This window comes from Stenotrophomonas sp. LGBM10, assembly GCF_046736075.1.
Classification (GTDB): domain Bacteria; phylum Pseudomonadota; class Gammaproteobacteria; order Xanthomonadales; family Xanthomonadaceae; genus Stenotrophomonas.
Genome location: NZ_CP177163.1, coordinates 4,354,468 through 4,374,371, shown reverse-complemented (window position 1 = coordinate 4,374,371; position 19,904 = coordinate 4,354,468). Strand labels below are relative to the sequence as shown.

Here is a 19,904-nt window from a genome sequence, read left to right as displayed (position 1 = left end):
AATCTGCACTTTCCCACCCCCGCTTTCACAGGAATGTCATGAAAAGGACTGCAGCCGCGCTGTTGCTCACCGTCACCGCCTTCGGTGCCCACGCAGCCGACCCCGACAAGGTCGTCGGCGCCACCCTGGACAAGCTGGAATACACCTACGAAGTCGACGACGACGGTGACTACAAGCTGGTCTTCGATGTCGAGGACGGCCGCAGCCAGCTGGTGTACGTGCGCTCGGCGGTCGAGGAATTCGGCAGCCACAAGATCCGCGAGATCTGGTCGCCGGGTTATACCTCCCCGGGCAAGCAGTTCCCCGCCGCCGTTGCCAACCGCCTGCTCGAAGACTCCCAGGACGCCAAGATGGGCGGCTGGGTGAAGCAGGGCGAGCTGGCCATGTTCGTGGTCAAGGTTGACGCCAACGCCTCGCCCGACGCGCTGAGCGACGCCATCGATGCGGCGATCCGCACCGCCGATGCGATGGAGAAAGAGCTCACCAAGAAGGACGATTACTGAGGTGACGGCCGTGCAGGACCCGCGCTGGGCGCCCCACGTTACCGTGGCCACGATCGTGGTCCGCGACGGGCGCCTGTTGCTGGTGGAAGAGCGGATCGACGGGCGGGCGGTGCTCAACCAGCCCGCCGGCCACCTGGAGCCCGGCGAGTCGCTCGCCGAGGCGGCGGTCCGCGAGACCCTGGAGGAGACCGGCTGGCAGGTACGCCTGACCCATTTCGTCGGGGCCTACCAGTGGACCGCGCCGGACGGCACGCCGTTCGTGCGGTTCGCCTACGCCGCCGACCCGGTCGCGCATGACCCGGCGCGTCCGCTCGATGCCGGCATCGAGCGCGCGCTGTGGCTGACCCCGGCCGAGCTGGCCGCCGACCCGGCGCGGCTGCGCAGCCCGCTGGTGTGGGAGGTGGTGGCCGACTACCTCGGTGGCCAGCGTCATCCCCTGTCGATCGTCAAGGTAACCGCATGAGCACCCCGCGGATCATGGTCGGCGTGTCCGGCGGTGTGGATTCGTCCGTCGCCGCCTGGCGGCTGGTCCAGCAGGGCGAGCCGGTTGCCGGTCTGTTCATGCAGAACTGGGCCGACGACGGCAGCGGCGACTGCCGCGCCGAGGACGACCGACGCGACGCGGTGGCCGTCTGCGGGCTGCTCGGCATCCCGTTCCATTTCCGCGATTTCTCCAGCGAATACTGGCAGGGCGTGTTCGAGCATTTCCTGGCCGAATACGCCGCCGGGCGCACCCCCAATCCGGACGTGCTGTGCAACCGCGAGGTGAAGTTCAAGCACTTCCTGGACGCGGCACGCGAGCTGGGCGCCGAACGCATCGCCACCGGGCACTACGCACGGATCGCCCGGCACGGCGGGCATTGGGCGCTGCTGCGCGGTGCCGACCGCAGCAAGGACCAGAGCTATTTCCTGCACCAGCTGGGGCAGGAGCAGCTGGCAGCCACGCTGTTCCCGATCGGCGACCTGCAGAAGAACGACCTGCGCCGGATCGCCCGTGACGCCCGCCTGCCCACCCACGCCAAGAAGGATTCCACCGGGATCTGCTTCATCGGCGAGCGCGATTTCCGCGAGTTCCTGGGCCGCTACCTGCCGGCCCGCACCGGCGAGATCCGCGACCCCGACGGCGTGGTCATCGCCGAGCATCCCGGCGTGTTCTATTTCACCCTGGGCCAGCGCGAGGGCCTGAACATCGGCGGCGTGCGCGGCCGGCCGGCCGCGCCGTGGTATGTGGTCGGCAAGGACGTGGCCAGCAACGTGCTGTATGTGGACCAGGATCGCGACAGCCCGTGGCAGCAGTCCACCCGCCTGCACTCGGAGGTGGCGCACTGGATTGCCGGCGCCCCGCCCGCCCGGCGCTTTGCCTGCACCGCACAGACCCGCTACCGCCAGCCGGACGAGCCGTGCACGGTGCTGGTCCGCGACGATGGCACCGTGGAGGTGCAGTTCGCGCGCCCGCAGCGCGCCGTCACCCCCGGTCAATCGCTGGTGTTGTATGACGATGAGGTCTGCCTGGGTGGCGCGGTGATCGCCGCCACCGACGCGCCGCTGGAGCAGCGCCTGCGCACCACCCCTTCTCCTTTCGAGGTATCTGCTGCATGAGTTTTTCCATCGACGACCGCGTTCTCGCACTGGCCGGCATCGCCCAGGCCCTGCAGCAGGTGCGCCGCATCGCCGAAACCGGCCACTCCGAAGCGGCGGTGGTCCGCACCGCCGTGGACAGCGTGTTCCGCATCGACGCCGACACCCCGCAGCAGATCTATGGCAGCGCCGCAAACGTCGCCCCGGGCCTGCGCCTGCTGCACAACTACCTGCGCAGCCAGGGCCAGGACGAGATCCTGCCCCGCCTGGCCCTGGCGGTGCTGCAGCTGGAGCGCCGTTTCGTCCGTGAGCACGCCGTGGTGGAAAAAGTCAGCGCCGGCATCGAGCGCGCCCAGGCCCAGGCCCTCTCGCTGGGCGACAGCGGCCATCCGGACGTACTGGCCACGCTGGGCGGGGTGTATGCCGACACGATCAGCAACCTGAAGCCGCGGGTGATGGTCCAGGGCAACCCGCACTATCTGGCCCAGGCCGGGGTGGTGGCCGAGATCCGCGCACTACTGCTCGCCGCCGTGCGTTCGGCGGTGCTGTGGCGCCAGACCGGCGGCCAGTACTGGGACTTCCTGTTCTCGCGCAAGGCGATGATCGACGCGGTGGACCGCCAGCTGCGCTGAGGACAGCGCAGTCACATGGATGAATGTGCGTGTGGCGGCTAAAGCAAACGGGGGTACGGCCGATACATCCTCCGTGCACTTCCCGAGAACGTCCATGTACTCACGCATCTTCATTCGTCTGGCCGCCCCCCTGGTCCTGACCCTTCTGCTTCCTTTTGCCATCGGCTTCGAGTGGCCGGCCGCCCTGCGTTGGGCGATCCTGACCACGATGACGCTCAGCTGGCTTGGCTTTGCCTGGTGGACCGCACGGGCACAGACCCAGCGTTCGCCGGAACACGCCCGCATCCTGCGCGAGCAGGATCAACTGTTGACCGAGCTGCGCTCGTTTGTGGTCAACGAGGTTGAGGGCTCGCGTGGCGAAGTCGAACGCGCCCGCGATCTGATCCGCCACGCCGTCAGCGGCCTGGGCGGCAGCTTCGATGCGATGAACCGCAAGTCCCGCCAGCAGAGCCAGGCACTGGCCCGCATCGTCGACCGTGCCGGTGAAGACGGCGGCGCCGGCGTCGATGTGGCCCGGTTCGCCCAGCACGCCAGCCACCGCATGGAACAGCTGGTGGAAGCGCTGGAACAGGTCAGCGGCCAGAGCAGCAATACGGTGCAGCACATCGACCAGATGGCGCAGCACCTGGACGGCATCTTCGCGCTGCTGGAAGACGTCAAGTCGATTGCCGACCAGACCAACCTGCTGGCACTGAACGCCGCCATCGAAGCCGCACGTGCCGGTGAAGCCGGTCGCGGCTTCGCTGTGGTCGCCGACGAGGTGCGCAACCTCTCCGAGCGCTCCACCACCTTCAACGAACAGATCCGCAAGCTGGCCCACAGCTCCAAGGACGCCATCGCCAAGGTACGCGAGACCGTCTCGCACATGGCCTCGCGTGACATGGACCGTTCACGCGAAGCGCGCCACGAAGCGGCGCAGATGCTGGACAACGTGGCCCAGATCAACGCCTCGCTCGGCGATGGCATGCGCGAGATCTCCGAGTGCGGTCGTGCCATCGACAGCAGCGTGGCCGAAGCGGTGCGCGCCCTGCAGTTCGAAGACATTGCGACCCAGGCCCTGGGCGGCGTCCATACCCACCTGGACCGCCTGACCGCGATCAACCGTGAGGCCGTGGCCCTGCAGGAACTGCTGCACCGCAATGGCGGCGTTTTCGACGAGGAAGTCGTCACCGCCCTGCAGCGCACCGGTAGCCGCCTGCGCGAAATGCGGAGCGAATGGGAGCGTCCGCCGCACAAGGCGGTGGCCCAGCAGAGCATGGCCGCAGGTGCGGTTGAACTGTTCTGATCGACATGTCGCGTGCCGGCCACCATACCGGCACCTGCAACGGCCCCGGCATCACCGGGGCCGTTGTGCTTGCATCACCCGCCCTGGTTGCTGATGATCGTCCGATGCTGTTGAACACGTCCGTGCCTGCCGTTGCTTCCGTGCCCGCTGCCGACCCCGAACCGGTGACGCAGACCGTCATGGCCAGCGACGCGCCCCCTGCTGCGCCGACCGCACCGCCGCACGGCCGTGCCCTGATCGCCTGCCTGGAACAGTTGGCACAACAGGAACTCGCGCGGCTGGCCACCCGGCCGATGCCCCTGCCGTCCGCGCTGCCACACCCCGTCGATCCGGCCCATGCCAGCCTGGCCTGGGACCTGGGCCTGACCGGCGACGCGCTCGACGCAGCGCGCTGACCCATCGCGTAGAGCCGGGCTCTGCCCGGCTGGCGCGCGAAGCGCGTGGGTTTGCGGCGCCGGATAGGAAAGCAGCCGGGCAGAGCCCGGCTCTACGTGGCGGCTTCGGAACGCGCGGAATGCACCTTCGCGCACCCCTGCGATGCAGGCTCACCCCGTAGAGCCGGGCTCTGCCCGGCTGTCGCAGGCGATTGACCGTCTATCGCACCGGTATCGCCACCCATAAAGCGGTCATCGCACCGGTAGAGCCGACCGTTGGTCGGCTGGCGCGCATGGCGCGCGGGGGTTTGCGCCGTCGGATCGGAAAGCCGCCGTGTAGAGCCGGGCTCTACGGGGCTGGCGCGCGAAGCGCGTGGGGTTTGCGCCGTCGGATCGAAAAGCAGCCGGGCAGAGCCCGGCTCTACGGGGCTGGCGCGTGGAGCGCGTGGGTTTGCGCCGCCGGATCGGAAAGCAGCCGGGCAGAGCCCGGCTCTACGGGGCTGGCGCTCAGGGGGTCAGGTGACGGCGTGCGGCGCTGCCTGCAGGCGTTCGCGCGGGGGGATCTGCGCCCCGCCCTGCTTGAGCCACTGGGCAAGGTCGCGCGGGGTCAACGGGCGCGAGTACAGGTAGCCCTGGATCTCGTCGCAACCCTGGCGGCGCAGCATGGCCTCTTCCTGTTCGGTTTCCACGCCTTCGGCGACCACCTTCATGCCCAGCGCGTGGCCCAGGTGCACGATGGCCTGGGTGACCTCGGCGGTGCCCGCATCGTGCAGCATGCCCTGGACGAAACTGCGGTCGATCTTCAGGCGGCCGACCGGGAAACGGTTGAGGTAGTGCAGGTTGGAGAACCCGGTGCCGAAGTCATCCACCGCCAACGGCACGCCGTGGCGTTCGAGCACGTCGAAGCAATGGCGCAGCACGTCGGTGTCGCGGATCAGTGCCGATTCGGTGAGTTCCAGCTCCAGCCGCTGCGGCGGCCAGCCGTGTGCATGGCAGATGTCGATCACGCGCTCGGCAAAACCACGGTCGCGCAACTGCACGGCCGAAACGTTGACCGCCACGCGATCAAATTGCAGCCCGGCCTGGTCCCACGCCGCCGCCTGACGACAGGCTTCGGCAAGGACCCAGTCGCCGATCCGTACGATTTCCCCGCACTTTTCGGCAATGGGGATGAACTCGGCCGGGCTGCAGTAACCGATGCCGGGCCGATGCCAGCGCAGCAGCGCCTCGATCGCCGGCGGCGCGCCGTGGTCGGCGTGCAGCAGCGGCTGGTAGGCCAGGCTGAACTCCTCCCGCTCGATCGCACCCAACAGGGCATGCTCGATCTCCAGTTTGCGCTGGATCCGCAGCAGTGCGTCCTGGCTGTAGTACTGATACGTATTGCGACCTGCTTCCTTGGCCGCGTACATCGCCGCGTCGGCGGCGCGCAGCAGCGAATCGAAGTCGCTGCGGCCGTCGTCGAGCATCGCGATGCCGACGCTGGCGCCCACCTTCAGCGTGGTTTCACCGCGATGCAGCGGTTCGGCCAGCGAGGCGATCAGTTTGCGTGCAACGTGGCCGGCGTCTTCCGGGTCGGCCAGGTCGCGCAGCACCACGATGAACTCGTCACCGCTGAAGCGCCCGAACAGGTCGCTGTTGCGCAGGTTCTGGTGCAGGCGCGCGGCGGCGGCCTTGAGCAGCGCATCGCCGGTGGCGTGGCCGAACGTGTCGTTGATGGTCTTGAAGCCGTCCAGGTCGATGAACAGCATCGCCAGCGGCGCACCGCGGTCGCGGGCTTCCTCGATGGCATCGGCGGTCTGCTCGCGCAGCAGCATGCGGTTGGGCAGGCCGGTCAGCAGATCGTAGTGCGCAAGCAGCTCGATGCGCTCATTGGCTTCGCGCTCTCGGGTGATGTCACGGAACAGCACCACAAAACGCGTCGGCAGGCCGTCGCGGTGGTCCAGTTCGATCAGGACCTGCACCCAGATGCGCAGCCCGGACTGGCGGTAGAAGCACAGGTCCAGCTGCTCGGGGAGGCCGCCCCCGGCGATGCGCTCCAGCGCGGCCTCGAACGCATCGCGCGAGTCCTGCGTGTACAGCGCCAGCGCCTGGTCGAGGCTGATCGGCTCCTTGCGCAGGCCGTGGATGCGATAGCACTCCTCGGTCCACTGCATGCTGCGCGTGGCAACCTCGATCTCGCAGCCGCCGATCCGGCCCAGGGCCGAGACCCGGTTGAGCAGCTCGGTGCGCCAGCGGATGAGCGCATCGGTCTGGTGTTGTTCGGTGATGTTCTGGACCTGGCCGAGCAGGCGCTGCACGCGCCCATCCGGGCCGACCAGCGGCTGCATCCAGACCCGCAGGTGCAGCGCGCCATCGCGCGAGCGCGGCAGTTCCAGCTCCAGCGTGGTGGCGCGTCCATCGCGCCACATCCGCCGCCATGCACTGCGCAGCTGGCCGCGCGAGCGCGGTTCCAGCCGACGCAGCCAATGGCGGCCCGCCGGCATGGGATCGTCGCCCTCGCCCACCAGGGCGCGGAACTCCGGCGACCACCAGAACTGGCGCGCCTCCGGGTCCCAGGACCAGCTGCCCATGCTGGCGATGCGCTGGGCCTCGCGCAGATGCACCTGCTGCTCGCGCAGCTGGGCTTCCATCTGCTTCTGGGCCTGGATGTCGGTGTGGGTGCCGACCATGCGCAGCGGCTGGCCATCGGCGGTGCGGCTGACCACACGGCCCCGGTCGAGCATCCAGCGCCAGTCGCCATCGGGATGGCGGACGCGGAACTGCGCGCTGTAGAACGCGCCCTCGCCGCGCAGGTGCGCGTCCAGCGCCGCCCGCACGTGCGGCTGGTCATCGGGATGGACGTGATCAAGCAGCGCGCCGGCGGCGTCGCCAAGGCCCTGCTCGTCATCCATCGGCTCGCCGTCCCAGCGCCGCGAGCGGGTCACGGTATCGCTGGGCAGGTCCCAATCCCACAGCCCATGCCCGGCATGTTCCAGGGCCAGTTCCCAGCGGCTGCCGGCATAGGCGGCCACCGGTTCGGGCACGCTCAGGGTGAAGGCCAGCAGCTGGCCGTCCGGGTCATGGACCGCACGCAGCCAGCCATCGAATCGGCCGCGCGGGCCGCCGGGAAGTTGACACGGCACCAGGCCACCGTCGGCAGCGAGCAGGCGCAGGTCTTCCAGCACCTCGCCGTAGGCGGCCAGGGTTGCCGGCAGACCGTGCTCGCGCGCAGCCGGATTGGCCGCCAGTGGGCGACCGGCACGGTCGAGGATGACCAGTGCCGAGGCCAACGGGTGCTGCAGCAGACTGGCGATGATCCCTTGGTCCACGCGGTATGACTCCGAAACGCACCCGACAACCGGGAACGCAATCGTTAGCGGCGGGTTTGGCCGATTATTGAGCGCCCACCCGCACACGGACCCGCACCGCGCAGCGCCGCCCCCTCACCTCAAAGGCCGTCGCACCCTCTAAGATGGGCGCTGCCCTCGCCACCGGTTCCCGCCGCGCCCATGCCTGTCGACGCCTCCGGCCACTTGCCGTCGCCCCCGCCCGAACGCCCGCTTGCGCGCGATCTGCGCCGCGACCGCTGGCGGGTGGTGGGGATGTATCTGGTGCTGGCGCTGGTGTGGATCCTGTGCAGCGATGCGGCGGTGCAGGTGATGGCCGGGGACATGCACACCGCCGCCCGCTGGCAGACCTTCAAGGGCGCGTTCTTCGTGATCGCCAGCGGCGCGCTGATCTACCTGCTGCTGCGCCCGCTGGCCCAGCACGTGCTGCATACCCACGCGCTGCTGGAAGGCTCGGAAGCCCGCCATCGCCAGATGTTCGAGGGCAACCCGGGGCCGATCCTGGTGTACGACCTGGCCACACTGGCGATCCTGGATGTGAACCCGGCCGCGTGCAGTCTGTTCGGCTGGACCCGCGAGGAGTTCATGGCGCTGCCGGTGGATGCACTGTGGCCGCCCGACCAGGACGCCGCGCTGACCGACAAGCTGGCCCAGATCCGCGACCAGCCGGAGCAGTTGTGCGTGATCACCGCCGACCTGCGGCTGAAGGATGGCAGCCACCGCCGCATGGAGATGCGCAGCAGCGCCATCGACTACGACGGCCACCAGGCGCGGCTGCTGATCGCCATCGACCGCACCCGCGAAGACCAGGCGCTGCAACGCCGCGACCAGGCGCTGGCACGCGTTGAAGAGGCGCACGAAATGGCCCGCATCGGCGCCTGGGAGCTGGACCCTGCCAGTGGCCAGGGCCGCTACTCGAACCAGGTCTACCGGCTGCTGGGACGGCGCCCGCCCGAAGCACGCCGCTGGCACCGCTTCGAGGAACTGCTGGTCCCGGCCGATCCGGCGACGGCGGCGCTGAGCGAACAGCTGCTGGCCGACATGACCTCCGACGAGCCCGTGCAGATCGACGTGCTGCTGCCCCTGCTGGCGATGGACGGCCGCGCCCTGATGGTGCACCTGCGCGCGCAGAGCGGCGTGGACGACGCCGGCCGCCCGCGGGTGCTGGGCACGCTGCAGGACGTGACCGAGCGCGAGCAGTCGCGCCGCCTGCTGCGCGAACGCGAGGAGCAGTTCCGCGAGCTGGTGCGGGTGCTCCCCGACGGCGTGGTGATCCTGTCCGACGAACACGTGCTGTACGCCAATGCCTGCGCGGCCGCGCAGTTCGGCTATGCCAACCACACCCTGCTCGGCGAGCCGCTGGCGGTGCTGGTGGCCAGTGCCGATCTGGCGCGGGTGCGCGCCCAGTTGTTCGCGCCCATCCCGGTACCGTCCACCGGTGCCGGCGAGGTGATCGGCATGCGCCGGCTGGACGGCCAGCACTTCCAGGCCGGCCTGGCCGTGGGCGACGTGCGCTACGGTGGCCGCAACTGCAAGCTGCTGATCGTGCGCGACCTGAGCGAACCCGAGCGCATCCGCGCGGCGCTGGAAACCAGCAACCGCGAGCTGCAGGCGATGGCCGGCCGGCTGTTCTCCCTGCAGGAGGACGAACGCCGGGCGATCTCGCGCGACCTGCACGATGACATCGGCCAGGCGATCACCGCGATGAAGCTGTCCGCCTATGCGGCGCAGGACGAAGCTGACCCGCTGCGCCGTGACGAAGACCTGGTGCAGATCATCCAGCTGGCCGATACCACGGTAGGCAAGCTGCGCGACCTGTCCACCCTGCTGCGCCCGCCGCAGCTGGACGCGCTTGGGCTGGAGGCCGCCCTGCGCTGGCAGGCCGGCGTACTGTTCCGTTCGGCCGCCATCGACCTGCTGCCGGACATCCGCTCGCTGCCACGCCGCCCGGCCGGCGACATCGAACAGGCCTGCTTCCGCATTGCCCAGGAGAGCCTGACCAACGTGCTGCGCCACGCGCGCGCCAGCCAGGTCAGTCTGCAGCTGCACGACGTGGACGACCAGGGCCTGCACCTGCAGATCCGCGACGACGGCGAAGGCTTCGACCCGGACGGCCCGCGCGGGCTGGGCCTGATCGTGATGCGCGAACGCGCGCAGAGCGTGGGCGGCACCCTGAAAATCGAGTCGGCGCATGGCGCCGGCACCCTGATCGACCTGTATCTGCCTTACCGCGCCACCGGCGTGGGGGCTGCTGAAATCCTGGAACACTGAGCCCATGTGGAACCCTTCCCTGCCCCTGGTCAGCATCGAGGATGCTCCGGACCGCCTTGGCGCCGGCAACCCCGAACTGCAGGCGATGGTGGCCGAGGCCGCCTCCGGTGGCACACCCCTGATGCTGATGCACGTGGACATCGACCACTTCGCCTCGGTCAACGAGAACATGAGCGCGGAGGTTGGCGACCAGGCCCTGGTGCTGGTGGCCCAGCGCCTGCAGCACCACCTGCGCGGCCGCGGCAAACTGTGGCGGCATGGCAGCGATGAGTTCCTGATCGCGGTGCAGCGCACCGCCGATGTACCGTTGCCGGAGGACCTGGCCGAGGAGATCCGCCAGCAGCTGGAGCTGCCGCTCTCGGTGCTGCCCTATACGCTGTTCATGACCGGCAAGCTGGGCGTGAGCCTGTGCCCGGAGCACGCCAGCGGCGCGTCGCGGCTGCTCGACCACGCCGAGGACGCGCTCTACCAGGCGGCGCGCGAAGGCGGCAACGCGGTGCGCATCCACGCGGTGGATACGCCGTCGAGCGCGCACAGCGAGAGCATCATCGCCCGGCAGATCGTGGATGCCATTCCGAACGGCGAACTGAAGCTGCGCTACCAGCCGCTGGTCAGCGCCCGCGATGGCCATGTGGTGGGCATGGAAGCGCTGCTGCGCTGGCAGTCGCCGACGCTGGGCATGCTGGTGCCGGAGCGCTTCATGCGCACCGCCGAGCGCCTGGGCATCATCGTGCAGATCGGCACGTGGGTGCTGGAAGGCGCGCTCAAGCAGGCGCGGCTGTGGCGCGACCAGGGCTTCGACGATTTCACCATCGCGGTGAACGTGTCCACGCTGCAGCTGCTGCGCCCGAACTTCTTCGCCGAGGTGATGGCGCTGATGCAGACGGCCGGGGTGCCGGCACACATGCTGACGCTGGAGATCAACGAAAGCGCGCTGACCAACAACGTCAATTTCGTGCACGAAACGCTGGTCAACCTGCGCAACGAAGGCATCAGCCTGAGCCTGGACAACTTCGGCACCGGCGACTCCAGCCTCAGCGCGCTGGTACGTTACCCGGTGGACAAGCTGAAGATCGACCGCAGCTTCATCAAGAGCGCGCCGGCCGGCAACCGTGAGGCGGCCATCGCCCGCGCGATCATCGCGATGGGCCACCAGCTGGGCATGACGGTGATCGCCAACGGCGTGGAATCACAGGCGCAGCTGGGCTTCCTGCGGCGCAACGACTGCGACGTGTTCCAGGGCTATCTGTTCGGCGAACCGATGTCGGCCGACGCGGCCGGGATGACGCTGCGCCGGCGCTACCTGCGCCCGGAGGCCTTCGCCGAAACCCGCCCGGACCGGACGCTGCTGCTGCTGGACGACGAAGAGAACGTGCTGCGCTCGCTGGTGCGCCTGTTCCGCCGCGACGGCTACCGCATCCTGGCGGCCGGCAACGTGCGCGATGCCTTCGACCTGCTGGCGATCAACGACGTGCAGGTGATCCTGTCCGACCAGCGCATGAGCGACATGAGCGGCACCGAGTTCCTGGGCCGGGTGAAGATGCTCTACCCGGACACGATCCGCCTGGTGCTGTCCGGCTACACCGACCTCAACACCGTCACCGACGCGATCAACCGCGGCGCGATCTACCGCTTCCTGACCAAGCCGTGGAACGACGATGAGCTGCGCAAGCACATCCACCAGGCATTCCGCACGCACGAAGAGCAGCGCCGCGCCAATACCGCCCCGCCGGTAGCGATTGCAGCGCCGGAAGACGAGTGACCTGATCCCAGACGCCGCCTGAGGCCTGGTTCGGTCCATGCGAACAGCCCGCAGCCGTCGCACGCGCCCGGCGGGGCTGACGGGTGCGGGTGTGCGGGACACGCCGTGAACCCATCCTTGGGGGCTCGTAGAAAACATCCATGTTTTCTACGGTCCCGCACACCCACACCCGTCAGCCCCCAGACAGGGTATCGGTGGCCACGGAAGATCAAACGCCCTGTCTGCCCATCGCGGGTGGTCGGCGCGTGGCCGCTATGAACGGTCATCGCCGGTGTGAGCGAAAGTCAACGAACCCCGCGTTTGATTGCCCGTGGCCACCGCCCCACTGTCACGGGCCGGCGGGGGCGGGCTTACGGGACCGTAGAAAACATGGATGTTTTCTACGAGCCTACAGGGATGTATTTACGGCGTGTCCCGTAAGCCCGCCCCCGTCGGCCCAGCCAGCGACAGCCAGAGGGCCACAGGCTGTTCGCGCAGACCCGCCCACCCGGCCATCGCCGGGCGTCACGCAATCACCCGATCTCGCCCGCGCCGGGTTCAGCGCGGCTGTTTGATCGGCAGTACCACGCGGAAACGTGCGCCCTCGCCCGGGGTGCTGTCCAGGTCGATGCGGCCGTGGTGCTTGTTGATGATGCTGTAGGAGATCGACAGGCCCAGCCCCGTGCCGCTGCCCACCGGCTTGGTGGTGAAGAACGGGTCGAAGATGCGCTGGCGCAGTTCCGGCGAGATGCCGCCGCCGGTGTCCTCGAACTCCACCCAGACCGTGTCGCCGTCCACGCCCGTACGCACGGTGATCGTGCCGCGCTCGGCGATTGCATGGCCCGCATTGAGCAGCAGGTTCATGTACACCTGGTTGAGCTCCGATGGCAGGCACTCCACCAGCGGCAGCTGGCCGAACTCGCGGTGCAGCGTGACCTTGTACTTGAGCTCGTTCCAGATGATGTTGATCGTCGATTCCAGGCCTGCGTGCAGGTCCACCAGCTTCCACGACTCGTCGCGGCCGGAATACGAGAAGTCTTTCAGGTCGCGCACGATGCGCGTCACCCGCTCGATGCCCTCGCGCGATTCGGCCATCAGCTGCGGCAGGTCGCGGCTGATGAAGTCGATGTCGAAGCGGGTGCGGATGTCGTCGATTTCCGGGATCAACGCCTTCGGGTCGGGCGCACGCAGCGCACGCTCATAGGCCTCGATCACCGTGAACAGGCTGCGCAGGTACTCCTGCAGGCTGCCCAGATTGGAGTGCACGTACCCGATCGGGTTGTTGATCTCGTGCGCCACACCGGCCGCCAACTGGCCGATGGACGCCATCTTCTCCGACTGCAGCAGCTTCTCCTGCGTGCCATTCAAGCGCAGGTAGGCCTGGCGCAGCTCGGCGTGGCGCTGCTGCAGCTCGCGCTCGTAGTCTTCCTGGCCTTCGATGCGGTGGAACAGCGCCAGATAGTGGCGCTCGCCGGCCGCCTCGTGATGGTAGACGTGGGCGATGACCATTCGTTCGCCGACCGGCAGGCTGCCATTCCAGTGCCCGTGCTGGCGCGCATGCTCCAGCGCATCCGGCGGCAGGCGTTGGCGCAGCCACTGGGAGGCGTTCAGGCCGGCGTCGGGCTCGGCCTGGCCGAGGATATCGCGCAGCGCGGCGTTGGCCACTGCCACGGTGCCATCTTCGCGGAACAGCAGCACGCCTTCACGGGTGTGCTCGAACAGGGCGAGCAGAACCGGCTGCGGGGGCAACGGCGCGGTGACAAGAGAGATATCAGCGGTCACGGTCACATCGGGCAGGTGAAAACAGGCGCCCAATATACGCGAAGCGGACCCGCAGGCCGGGCGTGAGCCGCCCGGGCCAGGTCAGGCGACGGCCAGCGGCCGCCGCGTGTGAAGCGTGTTCGACTGGCCTTTGGCGTCGTAGGCCGAGGCCTCTTCGCTGCGGCCCAGCTGGCGCAGCGCCCAGTTGACCTCGCGGCGACGGCGTGACAGCAGCACGCCATTGGCCCGGTTGCGTTCGGCCAGCTCCTGCAGGCGCTCGGCCTGGCCGAGCGGCAGCGCGGCTTCAAGCGCGCGCAGCGCCTCCAGCTTGGCGCCGGTCGCCCGGATCAGCGCGTGGACGTCATGGTCGACCAACGCCTGGCGTTCGACGTCCAAGGCATCGCTGAGGCGCTGCAGCGGCTCGCTCATCGCCAGCTTCATCCCTGCAGCTGGTGGTCCAGCTCAAGCATCCGCGAGGCGATGGCGTCGGGGTTGATCGTGTAGGTGCCATTCTGCAGCGACTCGCGCACGGCCTGCACGCGGGCCGCATCGATCGCCGGGGCCGTGCTCAGCTCGCGCTGCAGGGCCTGCAGCGACGTGGCTTCGCCGGTCAGGCGCAGGCTGTCCACGGCTTCCACCGGGCGCGCCTGGGAATCGGCACCGGCACTGGGCTTGGTGCCGACGGCGACGCTGCGCAGATGGGCGGTAGCCTGAAGGTTGCCGTCGATTTTCTGGCTCATGGAGATGTCCTGGGTGTGCGGTTCACAAGGGATAACGGCATGGGGGCCGCCATCTTTAGGGGGAATATCAGGGTTTTGCAGGAAAATCGGGTGGCGCTCAGCATTGTGATCAGCGCGTCACTAAAACGTCGCCACTGGCGTCCACGGTACCTTGAACGATCTTGCGTGACGACAGGTTCTCCACCGACACCCGTTCGTGCTCGCCCGCATCGGCCATCGCCCGCCCGGCCACCCGGACCTCCACGCCGCCCCGGCGCGACACCAGGGCGACACTGTCGCCCCGGCGCACCAGGCGCTGGGCGACCAGGTCGTTGGCCGACAGCAGGCTGCCGGCACTCAGCGTACGGCGGGCCACCCGTCCGATCGCCACCTGGGGATCGGCCAATGCGGCACCGGCGATGCGTGCGACATCACGTTGTGCGGTGGTGATATCGGCCGCCGCCAGCACTTCTCCAGCGGCGATCCCACGGTTGAGCACCAGCACCTGCTGGTTGCGGCGCACCTTCACCGGCACGAACAGGCGCCAGCCGCCGGCATCCGGGCAGCTCACTTCCACCGTACTGGTGCCGGTCGGCTGGGCGCGCAGGGCCTGGCCGCACGCGGGCAGGCGCAGAGCCGAGTCCAGCGTGGTTTCGCCTTCGGTACCGGCCGGCAGGGTCGACAGCGCGGCACCGCGGATACTCTCCACCGGCTGCCAACCGGCGGCAGCCCCGGCCGGCAATGCCAGCAGCAGGGACAGAACGACCAGGACAGAACGCATGCAGACTCCACGGGCGACGGACATGCGCAGGGTGATGCAAGGCGCGTGCCGCAATCCACCGCCGTCACCGGGCGGGCCGCACTCAAGTCGCGCCGGCCGGCGCCGATACCAAGCCCATGTCCCATGACCTGCTCAACCGCATCGACCAGCGTACGCGACTGGCCGGCCACAATCGTCTGGCCCTGCTGCTGTTCCGGCTCGGCGGACGTCAGCTTTTTGGCGTGAACGTGTTCAAGGTACAGGAGGTGCTGCGGCGCCCGTCCCTGTTCCAGGTACCCGGCCTGCCCAGCCAGTTCGCCGGCGTTGCCGACGTGCGCGGCCGGTCGGTACCGGTACTGGACCTGGGCCTGGCCATCGGCCATCCCGAACGCGAACCCGATGCCGACACCGCGCCCGGCTACCTCGTGGTGACCGAGTTCAACCGCTCGATCCAGGGCTTCCTGGTCAGCGGGGTGGAACGGATCGTCAACATCGCGGTGGAGGACATCCATCCGCCGCCGGAACTGGGCGCCGAATCCAGCTACCTGACCGCAGTTACCCGCTTCCAGGGTGAGCTGATCCAGGTGATCGACGTGGAAAGCGTGCTGGCCGACATCGCCCAGGTGCGCGGTGAAGCCGTGCTGGACCCCTCGATGGCCCTGCCCGCCGACGCCCCGCCGATGCAGGTGCTGGTGGTGGACGATTCACGCGTGGCCCGCCAGCAGATCCGCAGCGTGCTCGACCAGCTGGGGGTGAGTGCGACCCTGCTGTCGGACGGCAAGCAGGCGCTGGATCACCTGATCCAGATCCACGCGGCCGGCGAGAACCCCGCCGAGCGCTACGCGATGGTGATCTCCGACATCGAAATGCCGGCGATGGACGGCTACACCCTGACGACGGAAATCCGGCGCCACCCGGGTCTGGCCGGTCTGTACGTGCTGCTGCACACCTCCCTCTCGGGCGTGTTCAACAATGCGATGGTCGAGCGCGTGGGTGCCAATGCCTTCGTCGCGAAGTACTCCCCCCACGAGCTGGCCGATTTCGTGCTGGATCGGTTGCGGAAGGTGGCACTGGCCGCGTAAGGCGGCGGTTGGCCCGCCGACGGTCTGTCGGCGACGTTGACGTAGCGCCGGGCCCTGCCCGGCGGTTTTGCGGCGCCCGGCGAGCCCCGGGGCCGTGTTGCCGGCCAGCGGCCGGGATTGCGGATTGCCGGCCAGCGGCCGGCACTACACGCTGTTGGCCAGCGGCCAGCGTTACGCGTTGCCGGCCAGCGGCCGGCACTACGGGCTGTTGGCCCGCGGCCGGCATTACGTGTTGTCGGCCCGCGGCCGGCATTGCATTGGCACGGCGCTTGCAGCCTCCCCCACATCGTCCCGTGGGAGCGCGCCATGCCCAATCTGATTTCCGACTATCTGGGGGTCCATGCCCAGGCCATGCCGTTGCGCGAGCAGCGGATGAAGCTGATCGCCAGCAACCTGAGCAATGCCGACACCCCTGGCTACAAGGCCCAGGACCTCGACTTCGACGCCGCCCTGCGCCATGCCCAGGGCCTGGACGCCAACGGGCTCATGAAAACCACCAACGAACAGCACTTCGCCATCGGCGGAGGCCTCAACCCGTTCCAGGTCGCCAAGGAAGGGGTGCAGCCCAGCATCGACGGCAACACCGTCGACCCCGATGCAGAACGTGCCGCCTACGGCCGCGCCGCGCTGGAGTACCGCGCGTCGCTGAGCTTCGTCGAATCCAAGGTGCGCTCCATGCTCACCGCCATCACGGGCCAGTAAGCCATGAGCAATCTGCCGATCTTCGACATCGCCGGCTCTGCTCTGCAGGCCCAGTCGGTGCGCATGAGCACCATCGCCTCCAACCTGTCCAACGCCGACACCGTTGCCGGGTCCGCCGATGCCGTCTACAAGCCGCTCGAACCGATCTTCCAGTCCGTCACCAGCCGGGCCGACCCGAACATCACCACCGTCCAGGTCAAGGAAATCAACCAGAGCGATGCCGCGCCGATCAAGCGCTACGAACCCGGCCATCCGCTGGCCGATGCCGATGGCTACATCTACCAGCCCGATGTCGATCCGGTGGCGCAGATGGTCAACCTCATCTCCACCTCGCGCAACTACCAGGCGGGCGTGGAGATGCTGACCACCGCCAAGGAACTGGCACTGGCCACCCTGACCATGGGTCGCTGACCCCCACTTTTGCAGGACATACCGTCATGAGCAGCACCAGCGGCGTCGGCCAGAACAGCGATATCTACACCGCGCTGGGCCTGAACGCGCCCAACAGCGACAAAACCAAGAAGAAGGACACGCTCGACCAGGCCGACTTCCTGCGCCTGATGACCGAGCAGCTGCAGCACCAGGATCCGCTCAAGCCGATGGACAACACCCAGATGGTCGCGCAGATGGCGCAGCTGTCGCAGGTGCAGGGCATCAACGACCTCAACACCACGGTCAAGGGCTTCCAGGAATCCATGTCCAGCGACCAGGTGCTGCGTGGCGCCGCCCTGGTTGGCCACGATGTGCTGGTGCCCTCCCCCAAGTGGCAGCTCGAGGCCGAGGGCGGCACCAGCGGCATGGTCGCCGCACCTGGGGCGGGCTACGTCACCGTGGACATCACCGATGCCAACGGCGTGAAGGTCAACACCCTGAGCGTGGAAGCCAAGGCGTCCGGCGAGGTCACCTTCGACTGGGACGGCAAGGATGCCAATGGCAACCGCATGCCGGCCGGCAGCTACACCATCGCCGCGTCGCACACCGACAGCGCCGGTGCCAAGACCAAGATCAACACCTACGTCGAAGCCCCGGTGGAGAGCGTCACGGTGGGCTCGGACGGGCTGTACCTCAACCTCAAGGGCCTGGGCACGGCCCCGATCGACTACGTGCTCCGCATCAGCTGAGCCGCCTGCTTCCGCATTCAAGGAGAACCTCATGGGCTTCAACATCTCGTTGTCCGGCATCAACGCCGCCAATGCCGACCTGAACGTCACCGCCAACAACATCGCCAACGTCAACACCACCGGCTTCAAGGAATCGCGCGCCGAGTTCGCCGACCTGTTCTCGGCCACCAGCTACGGCCTGTCCAAGAATGCCATCGGCTCGGGCGTGCGCCTGACCAACGTTGCCCAGCAGTTCTCGCAGGGCAACAACGAGCAGACCGGCCGCAGCCTGGACATGGCCATCTCCGGTGAGGGCTTCTTCACCATGACCATGAACGGTGCGCGCGTGTACTCGCGCGCCGGCAACTTCCAGACCGACCAGGCCGGCTTCGTCGTCAACCCGCAGGGCGCACGCCTGCAGGTGTTCGCGCCCAATGCCGACGGCACCAGCTTCGACGGCGGCCGCCTGACCGACCTGCAGCTGCTCACCACCGACAGCCCGCCCAAGCAGACCAGCGCGGTGGACGTGAGCTTCACCCTGCCGGCCAACGCCAAGCAGCCGACGGTGACGCCGTTCGACCCGGGCGATTCCAACAGCTACAGCCACTCCACCGGCGGCATCACCGTGTACGACTCGCTGGGCGTGAGCCACATCCAGACCTCGTACTTCGTCAAGACCGCCGGCACCAACGCCTGGGAAGTGCACAACTACGTGGACGGCCAGAGCGTGGGCGCACCGGCACCGATGGCGTTCTCCGACGCCGGCGCGCTGACCGTTCCCGCCAACGGCAAGATTCCGCTGACCGCCTTCAGCCCGACCACCGGCGCCGGCACCCTGACCATGACCCTCAACATCATGGGCTCCACCCAGTACGGCGAAAAGTTCGCACTGCGCAATACCCAGCAGGACGGCTACGCCGCCGGCAAGCTCAACGAGATCACCGTGTCGGAAGAAGGCGTGGTCTACGCCCGCTACTCCAACGGCGACGACAAGGCGCTGGGCCAGGTTGCACTGACCACCTTCAACAACGCGCAGGGCCTGGAAGCCAAGGGCAACAACCTGTGGGTGGAGACGTTCAACTCCGGCACCGCGCGTACCGGTGCGCCGGACACCTCCAACCTGGGCAAGGTCCAGGCCGGTTCGCTGGAAGCCTCCACGGTCGACCTGACCGAGCAGCTGGTCAACATGATCACCGCGCAGCGCAACTTCCAGGCCAACTCGCAGATGGTCTCCACGATGGACCAGATCACCCAGACCATCATCAACATCCGTTGATGAGCCACTGACCGCACCACGGGAACACAACGATGGACAAGGCTCTCTACGTCGCGATGACCGGTGCACGCGCCTCCCTGCAGGCGCAAGGCACGCTGTCGCACAACCTGGCCAATACCGATACCCCCGGTTTCAAGGAAGCGCTCGCCAACACCGAGGCATTCCCGATCAAGGGCAACGGCTTCGCCTCGCGCGTGGATGCCCTGCACGTCGACGCCGGCTTCAACCGGCGCATGGGCGCGCAGAACATCACCGGCAACCCGCTGGACCTGTCGCTGCAGTCGGGCAACTGGCTGGCGGTGCAGGCACCGGCCGGCGGCGGTGAGGCCTACACCCGTGGTGCGGCGCTCTCGATCACCCCCAATGGCCAGCTGGTGACCGCCGGCGGCCATCCGGTGCTGGACGAGAACGGCAACCCGATCGCGATCCCGCCGCACCAGGCGATGGAGATCGGCAACGACGGCACGATCTCGATCATCCCGCTGGGCGAAGGCCCGCAGACGATGGCCAATGTCGGCCGCATCCGCGTGGTGCAGGCCGACGATGCGCGGCTGGAACGCGGGCTGGATGGCCTGATGCGCAACGCCGACCCGCAGCAGCCGTTCGTACAGGCCCAGGGCAAGTCGCTGGAAAGCGGCCAGCTGGAGGGCAGCAACGTCGATGCCGCCGGCGCACTGGTGCAGATGATCCAGCTGCAGCGGCAGTACGAAATGCAGGTGAAGGTGATCAAGCACGGCGACGAAAACGCCCGCAGTGCCAACAGCCTGTTGCGCCTGGGCAGCTGATTGCCCGAC

At 68.3% G+C, this 19,904-nt stretch carries 19 protein-coding genes; 14 read left to right on the top strand and 5 right to left on the bottom strand.

Going from position 1 to position 19,904, the window contains the following annotated elements; genetic code table 11:
* Window positions 1–38 precede the first annotated feature (38 nt).
* From ACLB90_RS19310 to ACLB90_RS19285, 6 genes are all read left to right on the top strand, one after another.
* Window positions 39–503: a hypothetical protein gene (locus ACLB90_RS19310; RefSeq protein ID WP_411850962.1), complete on the top strand. Its 465-nt coding sequence runs from the start codon at window positions 39–41 to the stop codon at window positions 501–503.
* Between the two features lies 1 nt (window position 504).
* A complete protein-coding gene (locus tag ACLB90_RS19305) occupies window positions 505–966 on the top strand; it encodes an NUDIX hydrolase (protein WP_411850961.1) in 462 nt (153 codons plus the stop codon).
* A complete protein-coding gene (mnmA, locus tag ACLB90_RS19300) occupies window positions 963–2,102 on the top strand; it encodes a tRNA 2-thiouridine(34) synthase MnmA (protein ID WP_411850960.1) in 1,140 nt (379 codons plus the stop codon). Before ACLB90_RS19305 ends, mnmA begins: the two co-directional genes overlap by 4 nt.
* Window positions 2,099–2,713, top strand: coding sequence for a high frequency lysogenization protein HflD (hflD, locus tag ACLB90_RS19295; protein ID WP_411850959.1), 615 nt, complete (start codon window positions 2,099–2,101; stop codon window positions 2,711–2,713). The genes mnmA and hflD overlap by 4 nt, the downstream gene beginning before the upstream one ends.
* A gap of 94 nt (window positions 2,714–2,807) precedes the next feature.
* Complete coding sequence (locus ACLB90_RS19290) at window positions 2,808–3,998, top strand: methyl-accepting chemotaxis protein (protein WP_411850958.1); 1,191 nt, start codon at window positions 2,808–2,810, stop codon at window positions 3,996–3,998.
* 104 nt (window positions 3,999–4,102) lie between these two features.
* Window positions 4,103–4,393: a hypothetical protein gene (locus ACLB90_RS19285; RefSeq protein WP_411850957.1), complete on the top strand. Its 291-nt coding sequence runs from the start codon at window positions 4,103–4,105 to the stop codon at window positions 4,391–4,393.
* A gap of 494 nt (window positions 4,394–4,887) precedes the next feature.
* On the opposite strand, the gene ACLB90_RS19280 is transcribed toward ACLB90_RS19285, so the two are convergent.
* Window positions 4,888–7,680 carry an EAL domain-containing protein gene (locus ACLB90_RS19280; RefSeq protein ID WP_411850956.1) on the bottom strand — a complete coding sequence of 931 codons (2,793 nt, stop codon included), beginning with the start codon at window positions 7,678–7,680 and terminating at the stop codon, window positions 4,888–4,890.
* A 180-nt stretch (window positions 7,681–7,860) separates the two neighbouring features.
* Here ACLB90_RS19280 and ACLB90_RS19275 point away from each other — a divergent pair, with 180 nt between their 5' ends.
* Together ACLB90_RS19275 and ACLB90_RS19270 are read left to right on the top strand one after the other, a co-directional pair.
* Entirely contained in the window at window positions 7,861–9,969 is a 2,109-nt protein-coding gene (locus ACLB90_RS19275) for a PAS domain S-box protein (protein WP_411850955.1), read from the top strand.
* 4 nt (window positions 9,970–9,973) lie between these two features.
* Window positions 9,974–11,731 (top strand): EAL domain-containing protein, encoded by a 1,758-nt coding sequence (locus ACLB90_RS19270; protein ID WP_017354429.1) that lies wholly within the window; start codon window positions 9,974–9,976, stop codon window positions 11,729–11,731.
* A gap of 537 nt (window positions 11,732–12,268) precedes the next feature.
* Here ACLB90_RS19270 and ACLB90_RS19265 read toward each other — a convergent pair.
* From ACLB90_RS19265 to flgA, 4 genes are all read right to left on the bottom strand, one after another.
* The gene (locus ACLB90_RS19265) at window positions 12,269–13,492 is read right to left on the bottom strand and encodes an ATP-binding protein (RefSeq protein ID WP_411850954.1); all 1,224 of its coding nucleotides are present in this window, start codon (window positions 13,490–13,492) and stop codon (window positions 12,269–12,271) included.
* A gap of 81 nt (window positions 13,493–13,573) precedes the next feature.
* Entirely contained in the window at window positions 13,574–13,912 is a 339-nt protein-coding gene (locus tag ACLB90_RS19260) for a flagellar protein FlgN (protein ID WP_411850953.1), read from the bottom strand.
* A complete protein-coding gene (gene flgM, locus ACLB90_RS19255; RefSeq protein ID WP_411850952.1) occupies window positions 13,909–14,211 on the bottom strand; it encodes a flagellar biosynthesis anti-sigma factor FlgM in 303 nt (100 codons plus the stop codon). Before flgM ends, ACLB90_RS19260 begins: the two co-directional genes overlap by 4 nt.
* A gap of 109 nt (window positions 14,212–14,320) precedes the next feature.
* Window positions 14,321–14,971: a flagellar basal body P-ring formation chaperone FlgA gene (flgA, locus tag ACLB90_RS19250; protein ID WP_411850951.1), complete on the bottom strand. Its 651-nt coding sequence runs from the start codon at window positions 14,969–14,971 to the stop codon at window positions 14,321–14,323.
* 116 nt (window positions 14,972–15,087) lie between these two features.
* Here flgA and ACLB90_RS19245 point away from each other — a divergent pair, with 116 nt between their 5' ends.
* From ACLB90_RS19245 to ACLB90_RS19220, 6 genes are all read left to right on the top strand, one after another.
* Window positions 15,088–16,032 (top strand): chemotaxis protein, encoded by a 945-nt coding sequence (locus ACLB90_RS19245; protein ID WP_411850950.1) that lies wholly within the window; start codon window positions 15,088–15,090, stop codon window positions 16,030–16,032.
* Between the two features lie 306 nt (window positions 16,033–16,338).
* On the top strand, window positions 16,339–16,734 hold the full coding sequence (gene flgB, locus ACLB90_RS19240; protein ID WP_411850949.1) for a flagellar basal body rod protein FlgB: 396 nt from the start codon (window positions 16,339–16,341) through the stop codon (window positions 16,732–16,734).
* A 3-nt stretch (window positions 16,735–16,737) separates the two neighbouring features.
* A complete protein-coding gene (gene flgC, locus ACLB90_RS19235; RefSeq protein ID WP_411850948.1) occupies window positions 16,738–17,145 on the top strand; it encodes a flagellar basal body rod protein FlgC in 408 nt (135 codons plus the stop codon).
* 26 nt (window positions 17,146–17,171) lie between these two features.
* Complete coding sequence (locus ACLB90_RS19230; protein WP_411850947.1) at window positions 17,172–17,855, top strand: flagellar hook capping FlgD N-terminal domain-containing protein; 684 nt, start codon at window positions 17,172–17,174, stop codon at window positions 17,853–17,855.
* Window positions 17,856–17,886: 31 nt separating this feature from the next.
* A complete protein-coding gene (gene flgE, locus ACLB90_RS19225) occupies window positions 17,887–19,110 on the top strand; it encodes a flagellar hook protein FlgE (RefSeq protein WP_411850946.1) in 1,224 nt (407 codons plus the stop codon).
* 32 nt (window positions 19,111–19,142) lie between these two features.
* A complete protein-coding gene (locus tag ACLB90_RS19220; protein ID WP_411850945.1) occupies window positions 19,143–19,895 on the top strand; it encodes a flagellar basal body rod protein FlgF in 753 nt (250 codons plus the stop codon).
* Window positions 19,896–19,904 lie beyond the last annotated feature (9 nt).

Bases quoted from the DNA above. Each gene is read 5' to 3' on its own strand.
- ACLB90_RS19260 (WP_411850953.1), bottom strand. From the start codon at position 13,912: ATGAAGCTGGCGATGAGCGAGCCGCTGCAGCGCCTCAGCGATGCCTTG.
- flgA (WP_411850951.1), bottom strand. From the start codon at position 14,971: ATGCGTTCTGTCCTGGTCGTTCTGTCCCTGCTGCTGGCATTGCCGGCC.
- ACLB90_RS19270 (WP_017354429.1), top strand. From the start codon at position 9,974: ATGTGGAACCCTTCCCTGCCCCTGGTCAGCATCGAGGATGCTCCGGAC.
- ACLB90_RS19290 (WP_411850958.1), top strand. From the start codon at position 2,808: ATGTACTCACGCATCTTCATTCGTCTGGCCGCCCCCCTGGTCCTGACC.
- ACLB90_RS19275 (WP_411850955.1), top strand. From the start codon at position 7,861: ATGCCTGTCGACGCCTCCGGCCACTTGCCGTCGCCCCCGCCCGAACGC.
- ACLB90_RS19310 (WP_411850962.1), top strand. From the start codon at position 39: ATGAAAAGGACTGCAGCCGCGCTGTTGCTCACCGTCACCGCCTTCGGT.
- ACLB90_RS19285 (WP_411850957.1), top strand. From the start codon at position 4,103: ATGCTGTTGAACACGTCCGTGCCTGCCGTTGCTTCCGTGCCCGCTGCC.
- flgB (WP_411850949.1), top strand. From the start codon at position 16,339: ATGCCCAATCTGATTTCCGACTATCTGGGGGTCCATGCCCAGGCCATG.
- ACLB90_RS19245 (WP_411850950.1), top strand. From the start codon at position 15,088: ATGTCCCATGACCTGCTCAACCGCATCGACCAGCGTACGCGACTGGCC.
- ACLB90_RS19220 (WP_411850945.1), top strand. From the start codon at position 19,143: ATGGACAAGGCTCTCTACGTCGCGATGACCGGTGCACGCGCCTCCCTG.
- flgC (WP_411850948.1), top strand. From the start codon at position 16,738: ATGAGCAATCTGCCGATCTTCGACATCGCCGGCTCTGCTCTGCAGGCC.
- mnmA (WP_411850960.1), top strand. From the start codon at position 963: ATGAGCACCCCGCGGATCATGGTCGGCGTGTCCGGCGGTGTGGATTCG.
- flgE (WP_411850946.1), top strand. From the start codon at position 17,887: ATGGGCTTCAACATCTCGTTGTCCGGCATCAACGCCGCCAATGCCGAC.
- hflD (WP_411850959.1), top strand. From the start codon at position 2,099: ATGAGTTTTTCCATCGACGACCGCGTTCTCGCACTGGCCGGCATCGCC.
- ACLB90_RS19230 (WP_411850947.1), top strand. From the start codon at position 17,172: ATGAGCAGCACCAGCGGCGTCGGCCAGAACAGCGATATCTACACCGCG.
- flgM (WP_411850952.1), bottom strand. From the start codon at position 14,211: ATGAGCCAGAAAATCGACGGCAACCTTCAGGCTACCGCCCATCTGCGC.